We start from the raw sequence: 20,232 nt of genomic DNA on the forward strand, positions 1-20,232 counted from the left end.
CAACACTGTGCTTCATGCGCATTGTGGTTCTGGCAGGCGGTATCGGCGGCGCCCGTTTCCTTCGCGGTCTGATGTCGGCGGCTCCGGACGCCGACATCACCGTCATCGGGAACACCGGCGACGACATCCACCTCTTCGGCCTCAAGGTCTGCCCCGACCTCGACACCGTGATGTACACCCTCGGCGGTGGCATCCACGAGGAGCAGGGCTGGGGACGGGCCGACGAGACCTTCACCGTCAAGGAGGAGCTGGCGGCGTACGGGGTGGGGCCCGAGTGGTTCGGTCTCGGCGACCGCGACTTCGCCACGCACATAGTCCGTACGCAGATGATGGGCGCGGGCTATCCGCTGAGCGCCGTCACCGAGGCGCTGTGCGCCCGGTGGCAGCCGGGGGTGCGGCTGCTGCCCATGACGGACGACCGCGTCGAGACCCATGTCCTGATCGACGACCCTGATGGTGAAGGCCGTAAGGCCATCCACTTCCAGGAGTACTGGGTGCGGCTGCGTGCCTCGGTGCCCGCCCATGCCGTCGTGCCCGTCGGCGCCGACCAGGCGAAACCGGCGCCCGGCGTTCTGGAGGCCATCGCCGACGCCGATGTCGTCCTCTTCCCGCCGTCCAACCCGGTGGTCAGCGTCGGCACGATCCTCGCCGTGCCCGGTGTGCGCGAGGCCATCGCCGACGCCGGGGTCCCGGTCGTGGGCCTGTCCCCCATCGTGGGCGACGCGCCCGTGCGCGGCATGGCCGACAAGGTGCTCGCCGCCGTCGGCGTGGAGTCCACCGCCGCCGCGGTCGCCAAGCACTACGGCTCCGGGCTGCTGGACGGCTGGCTCGTCGACACCGTCGACGCGGGCGCGGTCGAGGAGGTCGAGGCCGCCGGGATCCGCTGCCGGGCGATCCCGCTGATGATGGCGGACCTGAAGGCCACGGCGGCGATGGCGGCCGAGGCGCTGGCGCTGGCGGAAGAGGTGCGGGCATGACGGAACTCGCGTCGTACCAGGTGTGGGCCCTGCCCGGGATGCCCGAGGTGCGGCCCGGTGACGACCTCGCCAAGCTGATCGCCGACGCCGCGACCTCGGGCGGTCTGCCGGGGCTCGCGCACGGCGATGTGCTGCTGATCACCTCCAAGATCGTCAGCAAGGCGGAGGGGCGCGTCGTCGAGGCGGCCGACCGCGAGGCGGCCATAGACGCCGAGACGGTACGGGTCGTGGCGCGGCGCGGCCGTACGCGGATCGTCGAGACCCGCCACGGTCTGGTCATGGCCGCCGCCGGGGTCGATGCCTCCAACACCCCTTCCGGGACCGTCCTGTTGCTCCCCGAGGACCCCGACGCCTCGGCGCGGGCGATCCGGGCCGGGCTGCGGGAGGTGCTCGGCGTGGAGGTCGGCGTCATCGTCACCGACACCTTCGGGCGGCCGTGGCGGACCGGGGTCACCGATGTCGCCATCGGCGCGGCCGGGGTGCGGGTCCTGGACGACCTGCGCGGCGGAGTCGACGCGTACGGGAACGCGCTGAGCGCGACCATCGTCGCCACCGCTGACGAGCTGGCCGCCGCGGGTGACCTGGTCAAGGGCAAGGCCGAGGGGCTGCCGGTGGCCGTATTGCGGGGGCTTCCGCAGGTGGTGGAGTTCGAGGGGCGGCCGGACGGGGCCGAGGGGGCTGATCGGCAGGGGGCTGATCGGGAGGTCGATCGCGGGGTTGATCGAGGGGTTGATGAGGACGGGGGCGCGCGGGCGTTGGTGCGCAGCGCCGCGGACGACATGTTCCGGCTGGGCACCTCCGAGGCCGTACGGGAGGCGGTGACGCTGCGCCGTACGGTGCGGGAGTTCACCGATGAGCCGGTGGACGGCGCGGCGGTGCGGCGCGCGGTCGCCGCGGCCGTCACCGCGCCGGCGCCGCACCATACGACGCCGTGGCGGTTCGTCCTGCTGGAGTCGGAGGAGTCGCGGACGCGGCTGCTGGACGCGATGCGGGACGCCTGGATCGCCGATCTGCGCGGGGACGGCTTCTCGGAGGAGAGCATCGCCAAGCGGGTGCGGCGCGGGGATCTGCTGCGCAAGGCTCCGTACCTGGTGGTCCCGTGCCTGGTCGCCGACGGCGCCCATACGTATCCCGACGCTCGGCGTAACACGGCGGAGCGCGAGATGTTCGTGGTCGCGGCCGGGGCCGGGGTGCAGAACCTGCTGGTCGCCCTGGCGGGTGAGGGGCTGGGCTCGGCGTGGGTGTCGTCCACGATGTTCTGCCGCCCGGTGGTGCGCGAGGTCCTGGGCCTGCCGGACGGCTGGGACCCGATGGGCACGGTCGCGGTCGGCCAGGCGGCGGTGCCGCCGGCGGCGCGGCCGGAGCGGGGGGTTGAGGGGTTCTTGGTGGTGCGGTAGGTGGTGGGCGGTGGGTGGTAGGTGCGTGCGGTTGGGGCTTTGGGGTTGGGGTGTCTGAGGTTGGGTGCTCTGGGGTCGGGTGCTCTGGGGTCGGGGTTGTGCGGGCCGGTTGCGCGGTGGGGTCGCGTGCGCGGGGGGCTGGGGGCGCGCGTTGTGCGGAGTGGGAGCGCGGGTGCGGGGGTGGTTGCTGGGGTGCGCTTGGGGTTGGCTGAGGTGGCTCGGGGTGGCTGGGGTGGCCGGGGTGGCTGGGTGGCGTAGGGCGGGGTGCGCGGTCGGTGGTGTGGTGGGTGCCGGACCGGTGGGGCGGCGGTGGGTCGTAGGGTGGCCGCGTGTGTGTGAGACGTGTCTGGAGTCCTCCGGGCCCCTGTGACCTCGCGCGTAACCTCGGTGTGTTGCAGCGAGGACCCGGGGATCCCGCGTTTCAGGTCGGCGCGGACGGTGCCTTCTGGCGGGCGAGCCGGACTCCGGCCGGGCCCGGGACCCTACGGATCGCGCGCAAGGGCGCGGAGATCGAGGGAAGGGCTTGGGGGCCGGGGGCGGAGTGGCTGCTGGACGGGCTGCCCGCCCTGCTCGGGGCGGACGACGACCCGTCGGTGTTCGTGCCCCGCCATCGGCTCGTCCACGAGACGCATCGGCGTCACCCCGGCCTCCGGCTCATCCGGACCGGGCTGGTCCTGGAATCCCTGATCCCCTCGATCCTCGAGCAGAAGGTCACCGGTGTGGAGGCGTACCGGGCCTGGCGGCTGCTGCTCCAGCGCCATGGCGAGCCCGCGCCCGGCCCGGCGGAGGCGACGCGGATGCGGATGCGGGTCATGCCCGATCCACGGGGCTGGGCGCTGATCCCGTCGTGGGAGTGGCATCGGGCGGGTGTGGACGTCAAGCGCTCCTCGACGATTCTGCGGGCGGTGCGGGTTGCTCGGCGGCTGGAGGAGGCCGCGTCCATGGACCTTGCCGCTGCCTCGGCCCGGCTGCGGTTGATTCCGGGTATTGGGCCTTGGACGGCGGCGGAGACGTTGCAGCGCAGTAATGGGATGCCGGATGCGGTCACGGTTGGCGATCTGCATTTGCCGGGGATCGTCGGGTATGCGCTGGCGGGGGTGCGGGGGGCGGATGATGAGGCGATGCTTGAGCTTTTGGCGCCTTATGCGGGGCAGCGGTATCGGGCGGCGCGGCTGATTTTGCTGTCCGGGCGGACGCCGCCTCGGCGGGCGCCTCGCTTGGCGGTGCGGGACTTTCGGGGGATGTAGGGCCTTGGGCTCTTGGGCGCGGGTGCCGTTGCCGGGTGCGGTGCCGTTGCCGGGTGCGGTGCCGTTGCCGGGTGCGGTGCCGTTGCCGGGTGCGGGTTGTGGGCGCCTTCGGCGGTGAGCCCCCACCCCGCCCCTTCCCGAAACGAAGGGGCTCCGCCCCCTCGGCCCCCGCCGGGGCTCCGCCCCGGACCCCGCTCCTCAAACGCCGGAGGGGCTGGAATGCCGGAGGGGCTGGAATGCCGGAGGGGGCTGGAAGGCGGGGCTCTGGCCCGGGCCCCGCTTCTCAAGCTGCGTTCTCGCCGTGGGTGGCTGGGGTGGGGCCGGGGCCGTTGGGTTTGGCTGGGCCGTCAGGGCGTTACTGGTCGGATGAGAAGCGGACCGCGCCAGCCGGGATGTCGGCTCCGCACCACACCCGGACGCCGTCTCGTAGTTCGTTGTCGGGCCCGACGAGGGCGCCGTCGCCGACCACCGCTCCCTGGAGGACCGTGCGGGCGCCGATTCGGGCGCCGGCGCCGACGAGGGAGTCGTGGACCTGGGCGCCCTCCTCCACGATGGCGCCCTCCAGCACCGTGCTGCCGTCGATGCGCGCGCCCGCGCCCACCCGGGCCTGGCGGCCGATGACCGTGCCGCCGGTCAGTTTGGCGTCGACCGCGACCGAGGCGCTGTCCAGGACGAGGCGGTCGCCGCAGCGGCCCGGCACGGCCGGGGAAGGGGCCCGGCCCAGCACCAGGTCCGCGGAGCCGCGGACGAACGCCTGGGGGGTGCCCAGGTCGAGCCAGTAGGTGGAGTCCACCATGCCCTGGAGGTGGGCGCCCTCCGCGAGCAGACCGGGGAAGGTCTCGCGTTCCACGGAGACGGGGCGGTCGGCGGGGATCGTGTCGATGACCGAGCGGTTGAAGACGTACGCGCCCGCGTTGATCTGGTCGGTGACGATCTCCTCGGGGGTCTGCGGCTTCTCCAGGAAGGCGGTGACCCTGCCCCGTTCGTCCGTGGGCACCAGCCCGTACGCGCGCGGGTCCGGGACCCGGGTGAGGTGCAGGGAGACATCGGCGCCCGTCGTGCGGTGGTTGTCGACGAGGGCGCGGATGTCGAGGCCGGTGAGGATGTCGCCGTTGAAGATCAGCACCGGGTCGTCGGGGCCCGAGCGCAGCCGGGAGGCAACGTTGCGGATGGCGCCGCCGGTGCCGAGCGGTTCCTCCTCCGTCACGTACTCCAGGTGCAGGCCGAGCGCGGAGCCGTCACCGAAGTACGGCTCGAAGACCTCCGCCAGATAGGACGTGGCGAGCACGATGTGCTCGACCCCGGCGGCGCGGGCGCGGGCCAGTTGGTGGGTCAGAAACGGAACGCCGGCCGCCGGGACCATCGGCTTGGGGGTGTGCACCGTCATCGGGCGCAACCGGGTTCCCTTGCCGCCGACCAGGAGGATCGCCTCTGGCGATGGCGTTGCTGGCGCATTGGTCACGTAACGTCTCTGCTTCCTGCTGGGGCTCGCCGGTCGGCGGCCAGTGTATGCAGAACCCCGGACCGCGCCTGATCAGCGCCCCTGGAGGCGGGCGGCCGTCTTACGCACCGAACCGAGCTTGTCGTAGAGACGCTTGCCGGGGCACTCGGTCGCAAAGCCGTCGCGGTGACCTGCGATCACATGCAGCTTTACGTTGGCGCCCTTTTTGTACTTGTTGCCGCCACCCGACACCAGATGCGTCGTACCGCGCGGATTCCGCTTGAAGAGACCCAGTTTCCACGCGGTGAGCTTGGCGACGGCCTTCACGGCCTTGGCCGAGGGCTTCTTGGAGGTGAAGGTGCCGAGCACAGCGACGCCCATGCTGTTGGTGTTGAAGCCCAGCGTGTGCGCCCCGCGTACGGCTTTGGTCACACCGCCGGAGCGGCCTTCGTAGATTTTTCCGCACTTGTCGATGGTGAAGTTGTAGCCGTAGTCACGCCATCCCAGGCTCTTCACGTGGTAGCGGTAGATACTTCGCAAAACGGAGGGCACCTGTGAGCAGCTGTAGTTGTTGCCCGTCACGGTGTGGTGGATGAAGGCGACCTTCACGGTCTTGCTGTAGACATGGCCCGTTTCGCGGATCTTCTCGTCGGCACCCCAGCCCGCGCGCGTGACGATGCCGGGCCGCGGCGCACGGTAGCGGGCGGCGCCCGCATTGGCCGCCTCGGTGCCGGCGTCTGCGTCTGCGTCTGCGTCTGCGTCTGCGTCGAGCGCGCTGGGCGGCGGGGTAGTGGTTACGGATACGGAGGGTCTGGGAGTCGGCTTCGCGGACGACGTGGGGGGCAAGGACGGTCGTCCCGGCGAACCCACCACCGTCGGCCGCGCACCCGGCCGCGCACCCGGCCGCGCAACGGGCCTCGCGCCCGCCGACGCCCCACCCCCCGCCGTCGGCGCCGGATGCCCCGGAAGCGCGCGGGGCGCGGCCCGGTCCGGCTCCGGCGGCGCCGTGGGCTCACCCGGGTCGATCAGCTCCAGCCGCAGCCCGGACGGCAGGCCCGCCGCCCCCGCATCCGCCGTCGCCGACCCCGCGTCCCCCGCCCCCGCGTCCGCCGTCGCCGACCCCGCACCCGCTCCCGCCCTCGCGTCCGCCGTCACCGCCCGTCCCGGGCGAACCCGCGCCTGGACGGCGTCCGAGGCGCCGACCCACAGCGGCGCGGTGCCGCCGTGGGCCCGTGCGCCGCGGAGTTCGGGCGAGTCCGGGTCGGGGGCCTCGTCCCCGTACGGCAGCAGCTCGCGCCAAGGCGACCACGCGCCGCCGACCGCGCGGGTACGCACCTGCGCCCGGCCGCGGAGCTCCGTGGCGGGCCGGTCCCAGACGACGCCGACGAGCGAGAACGGCCGCACGCGCGACGCCGTGACGCCCCGCTCGACCGCCACGTCACCACGCCCGGCGGCCATACCCCGGTCCGCCCCGCCGCCCACGAGCGAGTCCAGCGACCCCAGCGGGCGCAGTGGCAGCGACCGCGTGGAGCCGGTGGCGACAGTGGAGCCGGTCCGCTCGGCCCGCGCGTGGGCGGGGTCGGGGTGCAGGGCGAGGGGAAGGGCGAGGGCGGCGGTGCACGCGACGCCGATCGAGGATGCCAGGTATGCACGCATGATTGAAATCGTCTACATAAGGGGACATACCTGTCCATTCGGAAGAGCGCACACGTCGCGGACGGTCCGGTGACCCGGACCCCACCGACCCCATCCGCGCCGCAATTTCGGCGCGTAGGCTTGCGCGGGTGAACGCCACCGATCGCACCCCCGCCGACCTGCTGGGATCCGCGCTCGACGCGGATCCCTCCCGCCCGCTCGTGACCTTCTACGACGACGCCACGGGCGAACGCGTCGAACTCTCCGTGGCCACCTTCGCCAATTGGGTGGCGAAGACCGCCAATCTCCTCCAGGACGATCTCGCCGCGGCGCCCGGCGACAGATGCGCGCTACTGCTCCCCGCCCACTGGCAGACCGCCGTGTGGCTGGTGGCCTGTTCCTCGGTCGGGGTCCTCGTGGACATCGGGGGCGACCCGGCCTCCGCCGACCTCGTCGTCAGCGGCCCGGACAGCCTCAAGGAGGCACGGGAGTGCTCCGGGGAGCGGGTGGCGCTGTCGCTCCAGCCGCTGGGCGGCCGCTTCCCCCAGCTGCCGGAGGGGTTCGCGGACTACGCCGTGGAGGTGCCCAGCCAGGGCGACCGCTTCGCCCCGTACTCCCCCGTGGACCCGTATACACCCGCGCTGGCCGTCGGCGGCGTGGAGCTGACGAGCGCCGAGGTGGTGGAGCGGGCGGCCGCCGACGCCGCCGGGCGGGGGCTCGGGCCCGGTTCGCGGATCCTGTCGGGGCTGTCGTACGACACCTGGGAGGGGCTGTCGTACGGGCTGTACGCGCCGCTGGCCAGTGGCGGTTCGGTGGTGCTCTGCCGCCATCTGGACCGGCTGGACGAGAAGGGGCTGGCCGAACGCAAGGAAAGCGAGCGCGTCACCGCCACCACGCCCTGAGGCCACGCCCACACCCAACACTCACGCCCAACACCCAACACCCACGCCCCCGCCTGCCCCAAAAACCCGGCCGCCCCCCCTGACCCGTCCGGCGGACCGAGAGCCGAGTCCACGGGCCGCGCCGACCACCCCGCGCGATGATCTACGGATACGTACAACCATGTACGGGCTTCGCATGTCTGTTCCGTTAATCGGTATCCCGGCATGCGATGCCGCTCCGCCCCCCGGGCGGAAGACGGGTGGGAGGACGCGGACGTGACGACCGACAGCTCTGAGCCTGCGCCGAGACGCAGGCGCCGCTGGCCGCGCGTCCTCGCGCTGGGCGTGGCCTTGCTGGTGCTGTCGGCAGCCGGGGTGGGGTGGTGGTTCTACGAGCGCCTCAACGGCAATATCCGCACCGATACCCGGACCGCGAACGAGCTGAAGAAGTACGAGGCCGAGCGGCCGGTGTCGGTGGTGCGGGACGCGCAGAACATCCTGCTGATCGGCTCCGACAACCGGGGCGGCAAGGGCAACGGCAAGTACGGCAAGGACACCGGCACCCAGCGCTCGGACACCACGATCCTGCTGCATCTCCAGGCCGGCGGGAAGAGCGCCACCGCCGTCTCCATCCCGCGCGACCTGATGGTGGACATCCCGGCCTGTGAGGGGCCGGACGGAAAGCGCACCCAGGCCCGGTTCGCCCAGTTCAACTGGGCGTTCGAATCCGGTGGCGCGGCCTGTTCGATCCGTACCGTCGAGAAGCTGACCGGGATCCGCGTCGACCACCACATGATCGTGGACTTCAGCGGCTTCAAGCGGCTGGTGAACGCGGTCGGCGGGGTGGAGATGTGCCTCAAGGAGCCCGTGGACGACGCCGAAGCGCATCTGAAGCTGCCCGCGGGCCGTCAGGTCCTCCACGGCGAACAGGCCCTGGGCTATGTGCGCGCCCGGTACAGCATCGGCGACGGCAGCGACACGGAGCGCATCGGGCGGCAACAGGAGTTCATGAGCTCGCTTGTGAAGAAAGTGCAGAGCAATGGTGTGCTGCTCAATCCCGCGAAGCTGTATCCGGTGCTCAACGCCGCGACCTCCTCGCTGACCACGGATCCGGGCCTGGATTCGCTCAAAGATCTGTACGCTCTGGTGCGCGGGGTGCGGGACATCCCCCGGGACAAGATCCGCTTCCTCACGATTCCGCGGCAGCCCTACACGTACAACAAAAACCGCGATGAGCTCGTCCAACCCGATGCCGACCGGCTGTTCCGGCAGTTGCGGCTGGATCGGCCGGTGCCGGTGTCCCACGCGGTCACGGCCTCGACGGGCGGCGGACCGAAGGCCGCCGACCTCACCGGGTACCAGGGGACGACCGCCGCGCGCGGCATCTGCGAGTAAAAGGACCATAAGGGCGGCCCATGATTCGTGAAGGATCGGATAAGGATTGGGCAGATTGCCCAGTTGTAGGGAAGTGGAATTTGTCACCGGCGTCGCTTGACGCTGATCCGGACGGATAGTGTGAGCGATCCGGTGCGCTCTACGAGGTGGCCGCGCACTGCATGAAGACAGATGGAGCGCCTTGAGGGGGAGGCGCCGCGTGGCACCGACGGAGGACACAGGCGACCGTGGACGCGCAAGGCCCTGGCGGGGCGGGTGACTTCGACCCAGCCGATCAGTGGGTGTTCGACCCGAATACGGGCAACTACGAGCTGCGGCTGAATCCCGCCGAGACATCGGCGGACGACACCACGGAGCTGCGACGGGTCTCCAGATCATCGAGCGATGACGGCACCACCGGCTCCGAGCCCAGAGGGCGCCGCCGCGCGGCCAAACGGGAGGCGGAGAAGGAGCAGCCGACGGGCCCGGTCAGCCGTCGCAAGCCGAAGCCGAAGAAGTCGAAGACGAAGAAGGCGCTCTACTGGGGCAGCGGCACCCTGGCCTTCCTGCTGGTGGGCGGCTCGGCCGCGGCGTACTTCGTCTATCAGCACCTGAACAACAACATCAGCAAGGTGGACGTCGGCGAGAACAACGCCGCGGTCTCCGACGGCCCGATGAACATCCTGCTGATCGGCACCGACCGCCGGGACGGCAAGGGGAACGAGGGCTACGGCGACGCGGGGAGCGTCGGCCACGCCGACACTACCCTGCTGTTCCACGTCTCCGAGGACCGGTCGAACGCGACGGTGCTGAGCTTCCCGCGCGACATGATCACCGACATCCCGGACTGCACCGTGAAGGAAGACGGCCGGAGGAAGAAGATCCCGGGCGAGGACGAGGTGCGGTTCAACACCAGCCTGGGGCAGGAGGGCCGCGACCCCGGCTGCACCTGGCAGACGGTGGAGAAGATCACCGGGCTGGAGGTCGACCACTTCATGATGGCCGACTTCAACGCGGTCAAGAGCATGTCCACGGCGGTCGGCGGGGTGGACATCTGCCTCGGCAAGGACATCAACGACCCCAAGTCGCACCTGAACCTGAAGAAGGGGCGCCACACGGTCAAGGGCGAGCAGGCCCTGGCGTTCGTCCGGACCCGGCACGCCGTCGGCTTCGGCGGCGATCTGGACCGGATCAAGCTCCAGCAGCAGTTCCTGAGCTCGCTGATGCGCAAGATGAAGTCCAGCGGGACGCTCTCCAGCCCGGGCAAGATGTGGGACCTGGCCCAGACCGCCACCAAGGCGCTCACCGTGGACACCGGGATCGGCACCGTCTCCAAGCTGGCCGAGCTGGGGAAGAACCTGAGCAAGGTCGATCTCAAGAACGTCACCTTCGCGACGGTTCCGGTCGTCGACAACACCGACGGTGCGACCGTGCTGCTCGACAAGACCAAGGCCGAGCCGCTGTTCTCCATGGTCCGGCAGGACGTCTCGCTGACCGAGGTCAAGAAGAAGGAGAAGGCGGCCAAGAACGAGCAGGCGGCGCGGCTCAAGGGGCCTAAGGCCGATCCCGCCGACGTCCGGGTCAAGGTGCTCAACGGCAGCGGACAGTTCGGCGCCGCCCAGGAGACCGTCGACTGGATGCAGAACACCGAGGGGATGTCCCGCACCAGCAACGGCGGAAACGCTCCGTCAGAACTGAAGAAGACAACGCTGGAGTACGCTCCCAACCAGGCCGACCAGGCGCGTCGGCTGGCCGACAGCATGGGGCTGCCCGCCTCCGCCATGAAGGAAGGCACCAAGGACGCCGAGCCGATGGCGGAGATGACCCTGACGCTGGGCGCGGACTTCAAGGGCGCCGGCACACCGATCTCCGCCCCGTCGAAGGCGCCGAAGGACATTCAGAGGGTCGAGGCCGACGACAAGGACGTCTGCGCCAAGTGACCGTCGCCGGCCAGCGGATCCACCCTCGTCCATCGGGCCGGACGACCGAGAGACTGCGGGGAGGGCCCGATGCGGCAGAGCAGTGTGCGGGGGGAGAGAGGGCGGCGGGCCACCGTTCCCGAACCACGTGAGCACGGCGAGGACGACAGCCCGCCGAAAGGGGAGGGCCCCGCGTCACACGGCGCGGGGCGCCGGCGGGGCGGTCAGGGGCGGCCGAAGCGGAGCCGCGGGGTGCGGATCCTGCGCTGGACCGCCCTGACGCTGGCCGTGCTGGTGCTCGGCGCGGCCGGCGCCGGATACTTCTACTACGAACATCTGAACGGCAATCTGAAGAAGGAGGATCTGGACCTCGGCGACAGCAAGATCGGCAAGCCCGAGCCCAACGCCGAAGGACAGACCCCCCTCAACATCCTGCTCATCGGCTCCGACAGCCGGAACACCGCCGAGAACGTCAAGCTGGGCGGTGCCAAGCAGGACGCGGACCGCAAGCCGCTGGGCGATGTGCAGATGCTGGTGCACGTCTCGGCCGACCGCAGCAACATGTCGGTGGTCAGCATCCCGCGCGACACCCGGGTGACCATCCCCCGGTGCACCGATCCGCATGACGGCACGGTGTATCCGAAGACCGAGGGGGCCATCAACCAGTCGCTCCAGCACGGCGGCCCGGGCTGCACGGTCGCCACCTGGAAGGAGCTCACCGGCGTCTACATCGATCACTTCATGATGATCGACTTCTCCGGGGTGGTCTCCATGGCGGACGCCATCGGCGGTGTCCCGGTGTGCGTGGACAACAACGTCTACTCCCATGACAGCAAGGGCCATGGCTCCGGTCTGAAGCTGACCAAGGGCACCCACAACGTCAAGGGCGTCCAGGCCCTCCAGTGGCTGCGCACCCGCTACGGCTTCGAGGACAACAGCGACATCGGCCGGGCCAAGGCCCAGCACATGTATATGACGTCGATGATCCGCCAGCTGAAGTCGGGCACCAAGCTCAGCGACCCGGGCAAGCTGATGGACCTCGCGGAGGCCGCCACCGACGCGCTGACCGTCGACCACGGCCTCGGCACCGTCAAGAAGCTGTACGACCTGGGCAATGACCTCAAGCGGGTGCCGACCAAGCGCACCACCATGATCACCATGCCCTGGGAGTACGGCGGCGGCGGGGGGTACGTACTGCCCAAGCCGGGCGACGCCGAGCAGACCTTCTCGCTGCTGCGCAACGACATAAGCCTGGACGGCAAGGACAAGAAGAAGCCCGACGCGACCCCGGAGCCCACCGCGCCCAAGGAGCAGATCCCGGTGGTGGTGCAGAACGGCACCGCGAGCACCGTCCTGGGACCGGTCTCCGGCCGGGCCGCGGTCATCACCTCCGAGCTGGCGCGGCTGGGCTACGCCAAGGCCACCGCGAACACGGTGCTCATCTCGCAGGCCGACACCACCGTCCTCTACCCGGACGAACCCCGGCAGGGCGACGCCCTGGCCGTGGCCAAGGCGCTGAAGCTGCCGAAGTCCGCGGTGAAGTCGTCGAAGTCGGTGCAGGAGATCACCCTGGTGGTCGGCAACGACTGGCGCGAGGGCACCGCCTATCCGAAGGCGGCGGCGGACGACGGCGACAAGACGCCCAAGAGCGCGGACGCGCTCAACGGCGAGGAGAAGGGCTGTATGAAGGTCAACCCGGGCTACACCTTCTGAGGCCCCCGAAGGCGCCCTCGTCACGGCATGCGGAGGGGCCGGACCCGATGCGGGTCCGGCCCCTTCGGTGTACGTGGCGCAGGCGGCGTACGGGCGCGGGCTACTGGGCCATGACCGCCGGGCGGCGGCTGGCGATGACCTTCTTGGCGAGCGCCCGCGGGCTGGTCAGAAAGCCCCAGCCCCACGACATGTGCATGGTCGCGAGCGCCACCGGGATCCGCAGCCGGGCCGTCACCGGAAGCCCCTTGCCCGCCGGGAGCGAGCCCGCGACGATCGCGGCCAGATAGCCGCCGGGGACCACGAAGCCCCACGGGGTGACGGCCGCGCCCACCACGATGCCCGCCGCGATGGCGACGACGGCGGTCGGCGGCGCGAGATAGCGCAGATTGATCGAGCCCTGGTGGAAGCGGGCCACGACATGGCGCCAGCGGCCGTAGTCCTTGTACTGCTTGGCCAGGGCGCGCACGCTCGGCCGCGGCCGGTAGGAGACCTTCAGCTCTGGCGAGAACCAGATCAGCCCGCCGGCCTCGCGGATCCGGAAGTTCAGCTCCCAGTCCTGGGCGCGGATGAACTCCTCGTTGTACCCGCCCTGCTGCTCGAGCGCCTCGCGCCGGAAGACGCCCAGATAGACGGTCTCGGCGGGGGCCGCCTCACCGCCGGTGTGGAAGGCCGCGTTGCCCACCCCGATCTTGGAGGTCATGGCGGCGGCGACGGCCTTCTCCCAGTCGTTCTCGCCCTCGGCGTGCATGAGCCCGCCGACGTTCTGCGCGCCGGTCTCCTCCAGGAGCCGTACGGCGGTCGCGATGTAGTCCGGCGAGAGCATGCCGTGGCCGTCGACCCGGACCACCACCGGATGGCGGGACGCCTTGATCGCCGCGTTCAGGGCGGCGGGGGTGCGGCCCGTGGGATTGGGGACCGTGTGCACCCGGGGGTCCTCCGCCACCAGTTCGGCGGCGATCTCGTCGGTGCGGTCCGCGGACGGGCCGAGCGCGATCACCACCTCCATCTCACCGTCGTACTCCTGCTCCAGGATGTGCCGTACGGCATTGCGCAGATGGCGTTCCTCATTGAGCACCGGCATGATCACGGAGACGGCCGGGAGCTGATGCGGGGGCATGGCACCTCGGGGTTCGGGGGCCGGGCCCAGGAGACTGCGGGCGGGGCCCCATAGGACTGCGGTTTCCGGGCCACGTTACCGCGAATGGGGGACGCCGGAACGCGCCGCCCGGGTGGCAGCCCCCCGTACGGGCGGCGTGGGGCCGCCAAGGCGATCGTCGTATGGGCCTACGGTGAGGCGGTTCCGCCCGGCCCGCCGAAGTCACGGAGGTCCCCTCAAGTGAGTGCACCGGCCCGATCGCCGCGCCCGTCGCGCCCCCGCTCCCGCCGCCCCCGCTGGGGGCTGCGGCTGGCCACGGGCGGCGCCTGTCTGGTGCTGGCGGTCAGCGGCATCGGGCATCTGCTGGTCAGGGAGCTCGATTCCGGGATCCACCGGGTGGACGCCTTCGGCGGCCTGGACAACCGGCCGAAGAACACCGGCGGAGGCGTCAACTTCCTCGTGGTCGGCACGGACGGACGGGAGAAGATCACGCCTCGGGAGAAGGCGCTGTACCGGCTGGGCGGAGCCCCCTGCCGCTGCACGGACACGATCATGCTGATGCATCTGTCGGGCGACCACCGCCGGGTCAGCGCGGTCAGCCTGCCCCGCGACTCGTACGCCAGGATCCCCGCGTACACCGACGCCACCGGCAAACGCCATCCGAGCCATCCGCGGAAGCTCAACGCCGCGTACGCCGAGGGCGGGCCGAGCCTGACCGTGCGCACCGTGGAGCATCTGACCGGCGTCCATGTCGACCACTACCTCGAAGTGGACTTCACCAGCTTCATGAAGACGGTCGATGTGCTCGGCGGGGTGAAGATCTGCACCGCGCGACCGCTCAAGGACGACCACACCGGCCTTGACCTGCCCGCCGGCACCCATGTGCTGAACGGCGGCCAGGCGCTCCAGTACGTCCGCTCCCGGCATGTGGACGGCACGTCCGACCTGGGCCGGATCCAGCGGCAGCAGCGCTTCCTGGCGGCCGTGGTCCACCAGACCACCGCCGGGGGCATCCTGCTCAATCCGGTGCGGTTCAACCGGGTGGCCGGGGCGCTGCTGGGCTCGGTCCGCGCCGATCACGGCTTCAGCGCGGAGGACATGGTCGCCCTGGGGCGGGCCATGGGCGGGGTCACCCCCGAGTCCTCGGAGTTCGCCTCGGTCCCGGTGGTGCTGCCCGGTGTGCCGGTGAAGGGGGCCGGCTCCACCCTCCGCTGGAACCGGGCCAAGGCCGAGCGGCTGTTCACCACCCTCCGCGAGGACCGGCCGCTCGTCGCCCACCACCCGAAGCGTGTCCGGGCCACCCCGGTCGACGTGGACCCGGCCCGGATCCGGGTGCATGTGCTCAACGGCACCAATACGACGGGGCTCGCCCGCCGCGCGGACCGCGCGCTGCACGCCACCGGCTTCGCCACCACCGGCTCCCCCGCCGACGCCGCGACCCCCGACGTCCGGCACACGGTGATCGCGTACGACCCCGTCTGGGACCGCTCGGTGCGCTCGCTGACGGCCGCGCTGCCCGGGGCCCGGCTGAAGCCGGTGGTCGGGCAGGGCGCGGTGATGCAGATCACGATCGGCGCGGACTACAAGGGCGTACGGCCGGTGCGGCTCGAGGCGCCGAAGACCGACCCCGCCGGGTTCGGGGCCGTCACCGGCGACGAGGTCGTCTGCCCCGAGGGCGGCGCCACCCGCTCCCTCTGACTCCGAGGGTCACGGCCGGTCGGCGCCGACCCCGGAGTCACGCCCGGTCGGTCCGGCCCCCGGGGGTCACGCCCGGTCGGCGCCCTCGGGGGCGTCGGCGGCGCGCCCGGCGGTGCGCTGGGCGCGGAGTTCCTTGATCGCACGGCGGCGGGCCAGCCGGTGGGTCCGGCGGATCTCGGCCTCCTGGTAGCGCCGCTTGTCCCGCTCGCTCTCCGGGATGACCGGGGGCACGGGCCGGGGCTTGCCGTCGGCGTCGACGGCGGCGAAGACCAGATAGGCGCTGCCGACCTGAGTGGCGGGCGTGGACTCGTTCCACCGCTCGGCGAGCACCCGCACCCCGATCTCCATGGAGGACCGTCCGGTCCAGTTGACCTGGGCCTTCACATGGACGAGGTCGCCGACTCTGACCGGTTCGAGGAAGGCCATCTCGTCCATCGACGCGGTGACCGCGGGCCCCTCCGAGTGACGGCCGGCGACCGCTCCGGCGGCGTCGTCCACCAGCTTCATGATCACGCCGCCGTGGACGGTGCCGAGGAGATTGGTGTCACTGCCGGTCATGATGTGTGACAGCGTGGTACGAGAGGCGGAGGTGGGCTTTCCCGGAAGCTCCGGTTCCGCACCCTGGGCCTGTTTGGTCATGTCGTCCACCTTATGCGGACCAGATTCTTATCAGGTCTGCAACAGCCATGCCGCGATCCGGCACCCGCCCTGTAATGCGACCCGCCCGACCAGGCACACTGCCTTGCATGAGCGAATGGCCCCAGGGATGGTCCGGCGACGGTAGCGGCCGGTACGGACGTGGTAGCGGCAGCGCCGAGCCGGAAGGGGCTCGCGCCATGCCACAGGTGAGGCGCGGCGCGCCCGGTGCGGGCGGTCCACCGCCGTACGACGAGCCACCGCTGCCGCCCGACCTCTCGCCCCGCGGCACCGTTCCGCGGCAGCAGGCGTCCCAGGGCTATGACGACTACGACGACGGTTACAACACCGGTCAGGTCTACGGCCGCGGCAACGGCGGACCGGGCGGCGGCGACCACGGCCCCGGTGGCCCCGGTGGCCCCGGCCCGCGCCCGGTGAGGCCAAAGAACTGGAAGCGCCGGATAACCATCGGCCTGGTCACCCTGATCGTCCTGCTGCTCGCCGTCGGCATCGGCACCTACATCTGGGCCGACTCCAAGCTCCGCAACGAGGTGGACCTGAGCAAGGTCGAGGACCGGCCGGGCGGCGGCAAGGGCACCAACTACCTGATCGTCGGTTCGGACAGCCGTGAGGGCATGTCCGACGAGGACAAGAAGAAGCTGCACACCGGCTCGGCCGAGGGCCGCCGCACCGACTCCATGATCCTTCTCCATGTCGGTGAGAACGGCAACACCATGATCAGCCTCCCGCGTGACTCCTGGGTCACCATCCCGGCCTTCACCGGCTCGGAGAGCGGTAATCGGATCCCGCAGAGCCAGAACAAGCTGAACGCGTCGTACTCCTCCGAGGGCCCCTGGCTGCTCGTCCGCACGATCGAGCACAACACCGGCCTGAAGATCGACCACTATGCGGAGATCGGCTTCGACGGCTTCGCCAATATCGTGGACGGCGTCGGCGGCGTCGATATAGACGTCCCGCAGGACATGAAGGACAAGAAGTCCGGCAATGACCTGAAGAAGGGCAAGCAGACGCTGAACGGCCAGCAGGCGCTCGCCTTCGTCCGGCAGCGCTACGGCCTCGCGGGCGGCGACCTGGACCGCACCAAGAACCAGCAGAAGTTCCTGTCCGCGCTGGCCAACAAGGCGGCCTCGCCGAGCACGATCATGAACCCGTTCAAGCTCTACCCGACGATGGGCGCCGGCCTGGACAACCTGGTCGTCGACAAGGACATGAGCCTGTGGGACGTGAAGGACATGTTCTTCGCGATGAAGAGCGTCTCCGGCGGCGACGGCAAGCAGATGAACATGCCGATCTCCAACCCCGGCCTGGCCACCTCCAAGGGCAGCGCGGTGCAGTGGGACATGACCAAGGTCAAGCAGCTGATGAGCGAGCTGAAGAACGACGACAAGGTCACCGTCTCCAGCAACTGATCCGGACCACCGCGGAAGACCGCTGCCGGGCCCATCGGGCCCGGCAGCGGTCTTCTGTCTTCGGTCTGTCGAAGACTACGGAAGGTTCCTTGCCATCACGATGCGCTGAACCTGGTTGGTGCCCTCGTAGATCTGCGTGATCTTGGCGTCACGCATCATCCGCTCGAGCGGGTAGTCACGGGTGTAGCCGTAGCCGCCGAGCAGCTGGACGGCGTCCGTGGTGATCTCCATCGCGGCGTCGGAGGCGTAGCACTTGGCCGCGGCGCCGAAGAACGTCAGGTCCTCCTTGCCGCCGCCGAGGGCCACCCGCTCGGACCGGGCAGCCGCCGCGTAGGTGAGCTGCCGGGCGGCCTCCAGCTTCATCGCCATGTCGGCGAGCATGAACTGGACGCCCTGGAAGTCGCCGATCGGCTTACCGAACTGCTTGCGCTCCTGGACGTACCCCTTGGCGTAGTCGAGCGCGCCCTGGGCGATGCCGAGGGCCTGGGCGGCGATGGTGATCCGGGTGTGGTCGAGGGTCTTCATGGCGGTGGCGAAGCCGGTGCCCTCGGCGCCGATCATCCGGTCGGCGGGGATGCGGACGTTGTCGAGGTAGACCTCGCGGGTCGGGGAGCCCTTGATGCCGAGCTTCTTCTCCGGGGCGCCGAAGGAGACGCCCGGGTCGGACTTCTCGACGACGAAGGCCGAGATGCCCTTGGAGCGCTTCTCGGGGTCGGTGACGGCCATCACCGTGTAGTACTCGGAGACCCCGGCGTTGGTGATCCAGCGCTTGACGCCGTTGAGCACGTAGAAGTCGCCGTCGCGGACCGCCTTGGTCTTCATCCCGGCGGCGTCCGAGCCCGCGTCGGGCTCGGAGAGACAGTACGAGAACATCGCGTCGCCCTTGGCGAGCGGGGCCAGGTACTTCTTCTTCAGCTCCTCGGAGCCGGAGAGGATGACCGGCAGCGAGCCCAGCTTGTTGACCGCGGGGATCAGGGAGGAGGAGGCGCAGACCCGGGAGACCTCCTCGATGACGATCACGGTGGCCAGCGCGTCCGCGCCCGAACCGCCGTAGGACTCGGGGACGTGCACCGCGTGGAGATCGTTCGCGACCAGGGCGTCCAGCGCCTCCTGGGGGAAGCGGGCCTCCTCGTCGACCTCGGCGGCATAAGGGGCTATCTTCGCCTCGGCGAGAGAGCGGACGGCGTCCCGGAGCATGTCGTGCTCTTCGGACGGCCGGTACAGGTCGAAGTCGTTCACCGAGGACGCCAAGCCTCTCACTCCCCATAAAGAGCTAACTACCGTTAAGTAACCGAATTCTAGGGGCGACGCCTCGGTAGGTATACGTGAGCTACCTGACAGAGTCGGCTGAGCCCGTCCCCCGGTCCCGACTATGCTCAGGCACCGCATCTGCGATCGACCGTTCTGGAGCACTGCATGGCCCTCAAGATCACCGTGATCGGCACCGGCTACCTCGGCGCCACCCACGCAGCGGCCATGGCGGAACTGGGCTTCGAGGTGCTGGGCCTCGACGTCGTGCCCGAGAAGATCGCGATGCTCACCCAGGGCCGGGTGCCGATGTACGAACCCGGGCTCGAGGAGCTGCTGCGGCGCCACACCGTGGGGATCGAGGGGTCCAGCGGGCGGCTGCGCTTCACCACCTCCTACGAGGAGGCCGGGGAGTTCGGCGACATCCACTTCATCTGTGTGAACACCCCGCAGAAGCACGGCGAGTACGCCTGTGACATGAGCTATGTGAACTCCGCGGTGGAGTCGCTGGCCCCGCATCTGCGCCGCCCCGCGCTGGTCGTGGGCAAGTCCACGGTGCCGGTCGGCAGCGCCGATCTGCTCGCGGCCCGGCTGGCCGAGCTGGCCCCGGTGGGGGCGGACGCGGAGCTCGCCTGGAACCCGGAGTTCCTGCGCGAGGGGTTCGCCGTCCAGGACACCCTGCACCCGGACCGGATCGTGGTCGGCGTCGCGGGCGACCGGGCCGAGAAGCTGCTGCGCGAGGTCTACCAGACGCCCATCGGCGAGGGCTCGCCCTTCGTGGTGACCGACTTCCCGACCGCCGAGCTGGTGAAGGTCGCGGCCAACTCCTTCCTGGCGACCAAGATCTCCTTCATCAACGCGATGGCCGAGGTCTGCGAGGCCGCGGGCGGCGATGTGGTCAAGCTCGCCGAGGCCATCGGCTACGACGAACGCATCGGAAGGAAGTTCCTGCGGGCCGGGATCGGCTTCGGCGGCGGCTGTCTGCCGAAGGACATCCGGGCCTTCATGGCGCGCGCCGGTGAGCTCGGCGCCGACCAGGCGCTGACCTTCCTCCGCGAGGTCGACTCGATCAACATGCGGCGCCGCGGCCATATGGTCGAGCTGGCCCGCGAGGCCGTCGGCGGCGCCTTCCTGGGCAAGCGGATCGCGGTGCTGGGCGCGACCTTCAAACCGGACTCCGACGACGTCCGCGACTCCCCCGCGCTCAACGTGGCCGGGCAGATACAGCTCCAGGGCGCCCAGGTGACGGTCTTCGACCCCAAGGGCATGGACAATGCCCGAGCCCTGTTCCCGACCCTCGCCTACGCCCCGACCGCGGCCGCGGCGGCGGAGGGCGCCCATGCGGTGCTGCACCTCACCGAGTGGCGCGAGTTCCGCGAGCTGGACCCGGCGAGCCTCGGCGCGGTCGTCGCCGAGCGCCGCATCCTCGACGGGCGCAACGCGCTGGACCCCGACGTCTGGCGGGACGCCGGGTGGACCTACCGGGCGCTCGGGCGCCCGATGGCGTAAGACCAACGAGGCTTCCCGTTTGACGGGGCCC

The 20,232-nt window shown here is 70.6% G+C and carries 15 protein-coding genes; 10 read left to right on the forward strand and 5 right to left on the reverse strand.

Annotated features, from left to right (window positions below):
* Positions 1–14 precede the first annotated feature (14 nt).
* The 3 genes from cofD to ACJX2R_RS22400 all read left to right on the forward strand — a co-directional run bounded on the left by cofD (position 15) and on the right by ACJX2R_RS22400 (position 3,621).
* A complete protein-coding gene (gene cofD / locus ACJX2R_RS22390) occupies positions 15–977 on the forward strand; it encodes a 2-phospho-L-lactate transferase (RefSeq protein WP_413101571.1) in 963 nt (320 codons plus the stop codon).
* Positions 974–2,374 (forward strand): coenzyme F420-0:L-glutamate ligase, encoded by a 1,401-nt coding sequence (locus ACJX2R_RS22395; RefSeq protein ID WP_413101572.1) that lies wholly within the window; start codon positions 974–976, stop codon positions 2,372–2,374. Before cofD ends, ACJX2R_RS22395 begins: the two co-directional genes overlap by 4 nt.
* A gap of 329 nt (positions 2,375–2,703) precedes the next feature.
* Positions 2,704–3,621, forward strand: a complete 918-nt coding sequence (locus ACJX2R_RS22400) for a DNA-3-methyladenine glycosylase family protein (protein ID WP_413101573.1) — start codon at positions 2,704–2,706, stop codon at positions 3,619–3,621.
* A gap of 355 nt (positions 3,622–3,976) precedes the next feature.
* Here ACJX2R_RS22400 and ACJX2R_RS22405 read toward each other — a convergent pair whose 3' ends face one another.
* Both ACJX2R_RS22405 and ACJX2R_RS22410 read right to left on the reverse strand, forming a co-directional pair.
* Entirely contained in the window at positions 3,977–5,083 is a 1,107-nt protein-coding gene (locus ACJX2R_RS22405; RefSeq protein ID WP_413101574.1) for a sugar phosphate nucleotidyltransferase, read from the reverse strand.
* A gap of 72 nt (positions 5,084–5,155) precedes the next feature.
* On the reverse strand, positions 5,156–6,718 hold the full coding sequence (locus ACJX2R_RS22410; RefSeq protein ID WP_413101575.1) for an N-acetylmuramoyl-L-alanine amidase: 1,563 nt from the start codon (positions 6,716–6,718) through the stop codon (positions 5,156–5,158).
* A gap of 128 nt (positions 6,719–6,846) precedes the next feature.
* Here ACJX2R_RS22410 and ACJX2R_RS22415 point away from each other — a divergent pair, with 128 nt between their 5' ends.
* The 4 genes from ACJX2R_RS22415 to ACJX2R_RS22430 all read left to right on the forward strand — a co-directional run bounded on the left by ACJX2R_RS22415 (position 6,847) and on the right by ACJX2R_RS22430 (position 12,584).
* Complete coding sequence (locus ACJX2R_RS22415) at positions 6,847–7,599, forward strand: TIGR03089 family protein (protein WP_413101576.1); 753 nt, start codon at positions 6,847–6,849, stop codon at positions 7,597–7,599.
* A 255-nt stretch (positions 7,600–7,854) separates the two neighbouring features.
* Entirely contained in the window at positions 7,855–8,973 is a 1,119-nt protein-coding gene (locus tag ACJX2R_RS22420) for an LCP family protein (RefSeq protein WP_413101577.1), read from the forward strand.
* A 227-nt stretch (positions 8,974–9,200) separates the two neighbouring features.
* Complete coding sequence (locus tag ACJX2R_RS22425) at positions 9,201–10,892, forward strand: LCP family protein (RefSeq protein ID WP_413101578.1); 1,692 nt, start codon at positions 9,201–9,203, stop codon at positions 10,890–10,892.
* A 231-nt stretch (positions 10,893–11,123) separates the two neighbouring features.
* Positions 11,124–12,584 (forward strand): LCP family protein, encoded by a 1,461-nt coding sequence (locus tag ACJX2R_RS22430; protein ID WP_413101579.1) that lies wholly within the window; start codon positions 11,124–11,126, stop codon positions 12,582–12,584.
* Between the two features lie 100 nt (positions 12,585–12,684).
* Here the strand turns inward: ACJX2R_RS22430 and ACJX2R_RS22435 are convergent, their stop codons facing one another.
* Complete coding sequence (locus ACJX2R_RS22435) at positions 12,685–13,701, reverse strand: glycosyltransferase family 2 protein (protein WP_413101580.1); 1,017 nt, start codon at positions 13,699–13,701, stop codon at positions 12,685–12,687.
* Between the two features lie 219 nt (positions 13,702–13,920).
* Here ACJX2R_RS22435 and ACJX2R_RS22440 point away from each other — a divergent pair, with 219 nt between their 5' ends.
* Positions 13,921–15,378: an LCP family protein gene (locus ACJX2R_RS22440; RefSeq protein ID WP_413101581.1), complete on the forward strand. Its 1,458-nt coding sequence runs from the start codon at positions 13,921–13,923 to the stop codon at positions 15,376–15,378.
* Between the two features lie 66 nt (positions 15,379–15,444).
* Here ACJX2R_RS22440 and ACJX2R_RS22445 read toward each other — a convergent pair whose 3' ends face one another.
* Positions 15,445–16,017, reverse strand: a complete 573-nt coding sequence (locus tag ACJX2R_RS22445; protein ID WP_413101582.1) for an acyl-CoA thioesterase — start codon at positions 16,015–16,017, stop codon at positions 15,445–15,447.
* Positions 16,018–16,124: 107 nt separating this feature from the next.
* Here ACJX2R_RS22445 and ACJX2R_RS22450 point away from each other — a divergent pair, with 107 nt between their 5' ends.
* Positions 16,125–17,444 (forward strand): LCP family protein, encoded by a 1,320-nt coding sequence (locus tag ACJX2R_RS22450; RefSeq protein ID WP_413101583.1) that lies wholly within the window; start codon positions 16,125–16,127, stop codon positions 17,442–17,444.
* Between the two features lie 75 nt (positions 17,445–17,519).
* Here the strand turns inward: ACJX2R_RS22450 and ACJX2R_RS22455 are convergent, their stop codons facing one another.
* The gene (locus tag ACJX2R_RS22455) at positions 17,520–18,695 is read right to left on the reverse strand and encodes an acyl-CoA dehydrogenase (RefSeq protein ID WP_413101584.1); all 1,176 of its coding nucleotides are present in this window, start codon (positions 18,693–18,695) and stop codon (positions 17,520–17,522) included.
* A 165-nt stretch (positions 18,696–18,860) separates the two neighbouring features.
* Here ACJX2R_RS22455 and ACJX2R_RS22460 point away from each other — a divergent pair, with 165 nt between their 5' ends.
* Positions 18,861–20,201 carry a UDP-glucose dehydrogenase family protein gene (locus ACJX2R_RS22460; protein WP_413101585.1) on the forward strand — a complete coding sequence of 447 codons (1,341 nt, stop codon included), beginning with the start codon at positions 18,861–18,863 and terminating at the stop codon, positions 20,199–20,201.
* Positions 20,202–20,232: the final 31 nt, after the last annotated feature.

The sequence above is a fragment of the Streptomyces sp. Inha503 genome, from assembly GCF_047215865.1.
In the GTDB taxonomy this organism is placed as follows: Bacteria; Actinomycetota; Actinomycetes; order Streptomycetales; family Streptomycetaceae; genus Streptomyces; species Streptomyces lycopersici.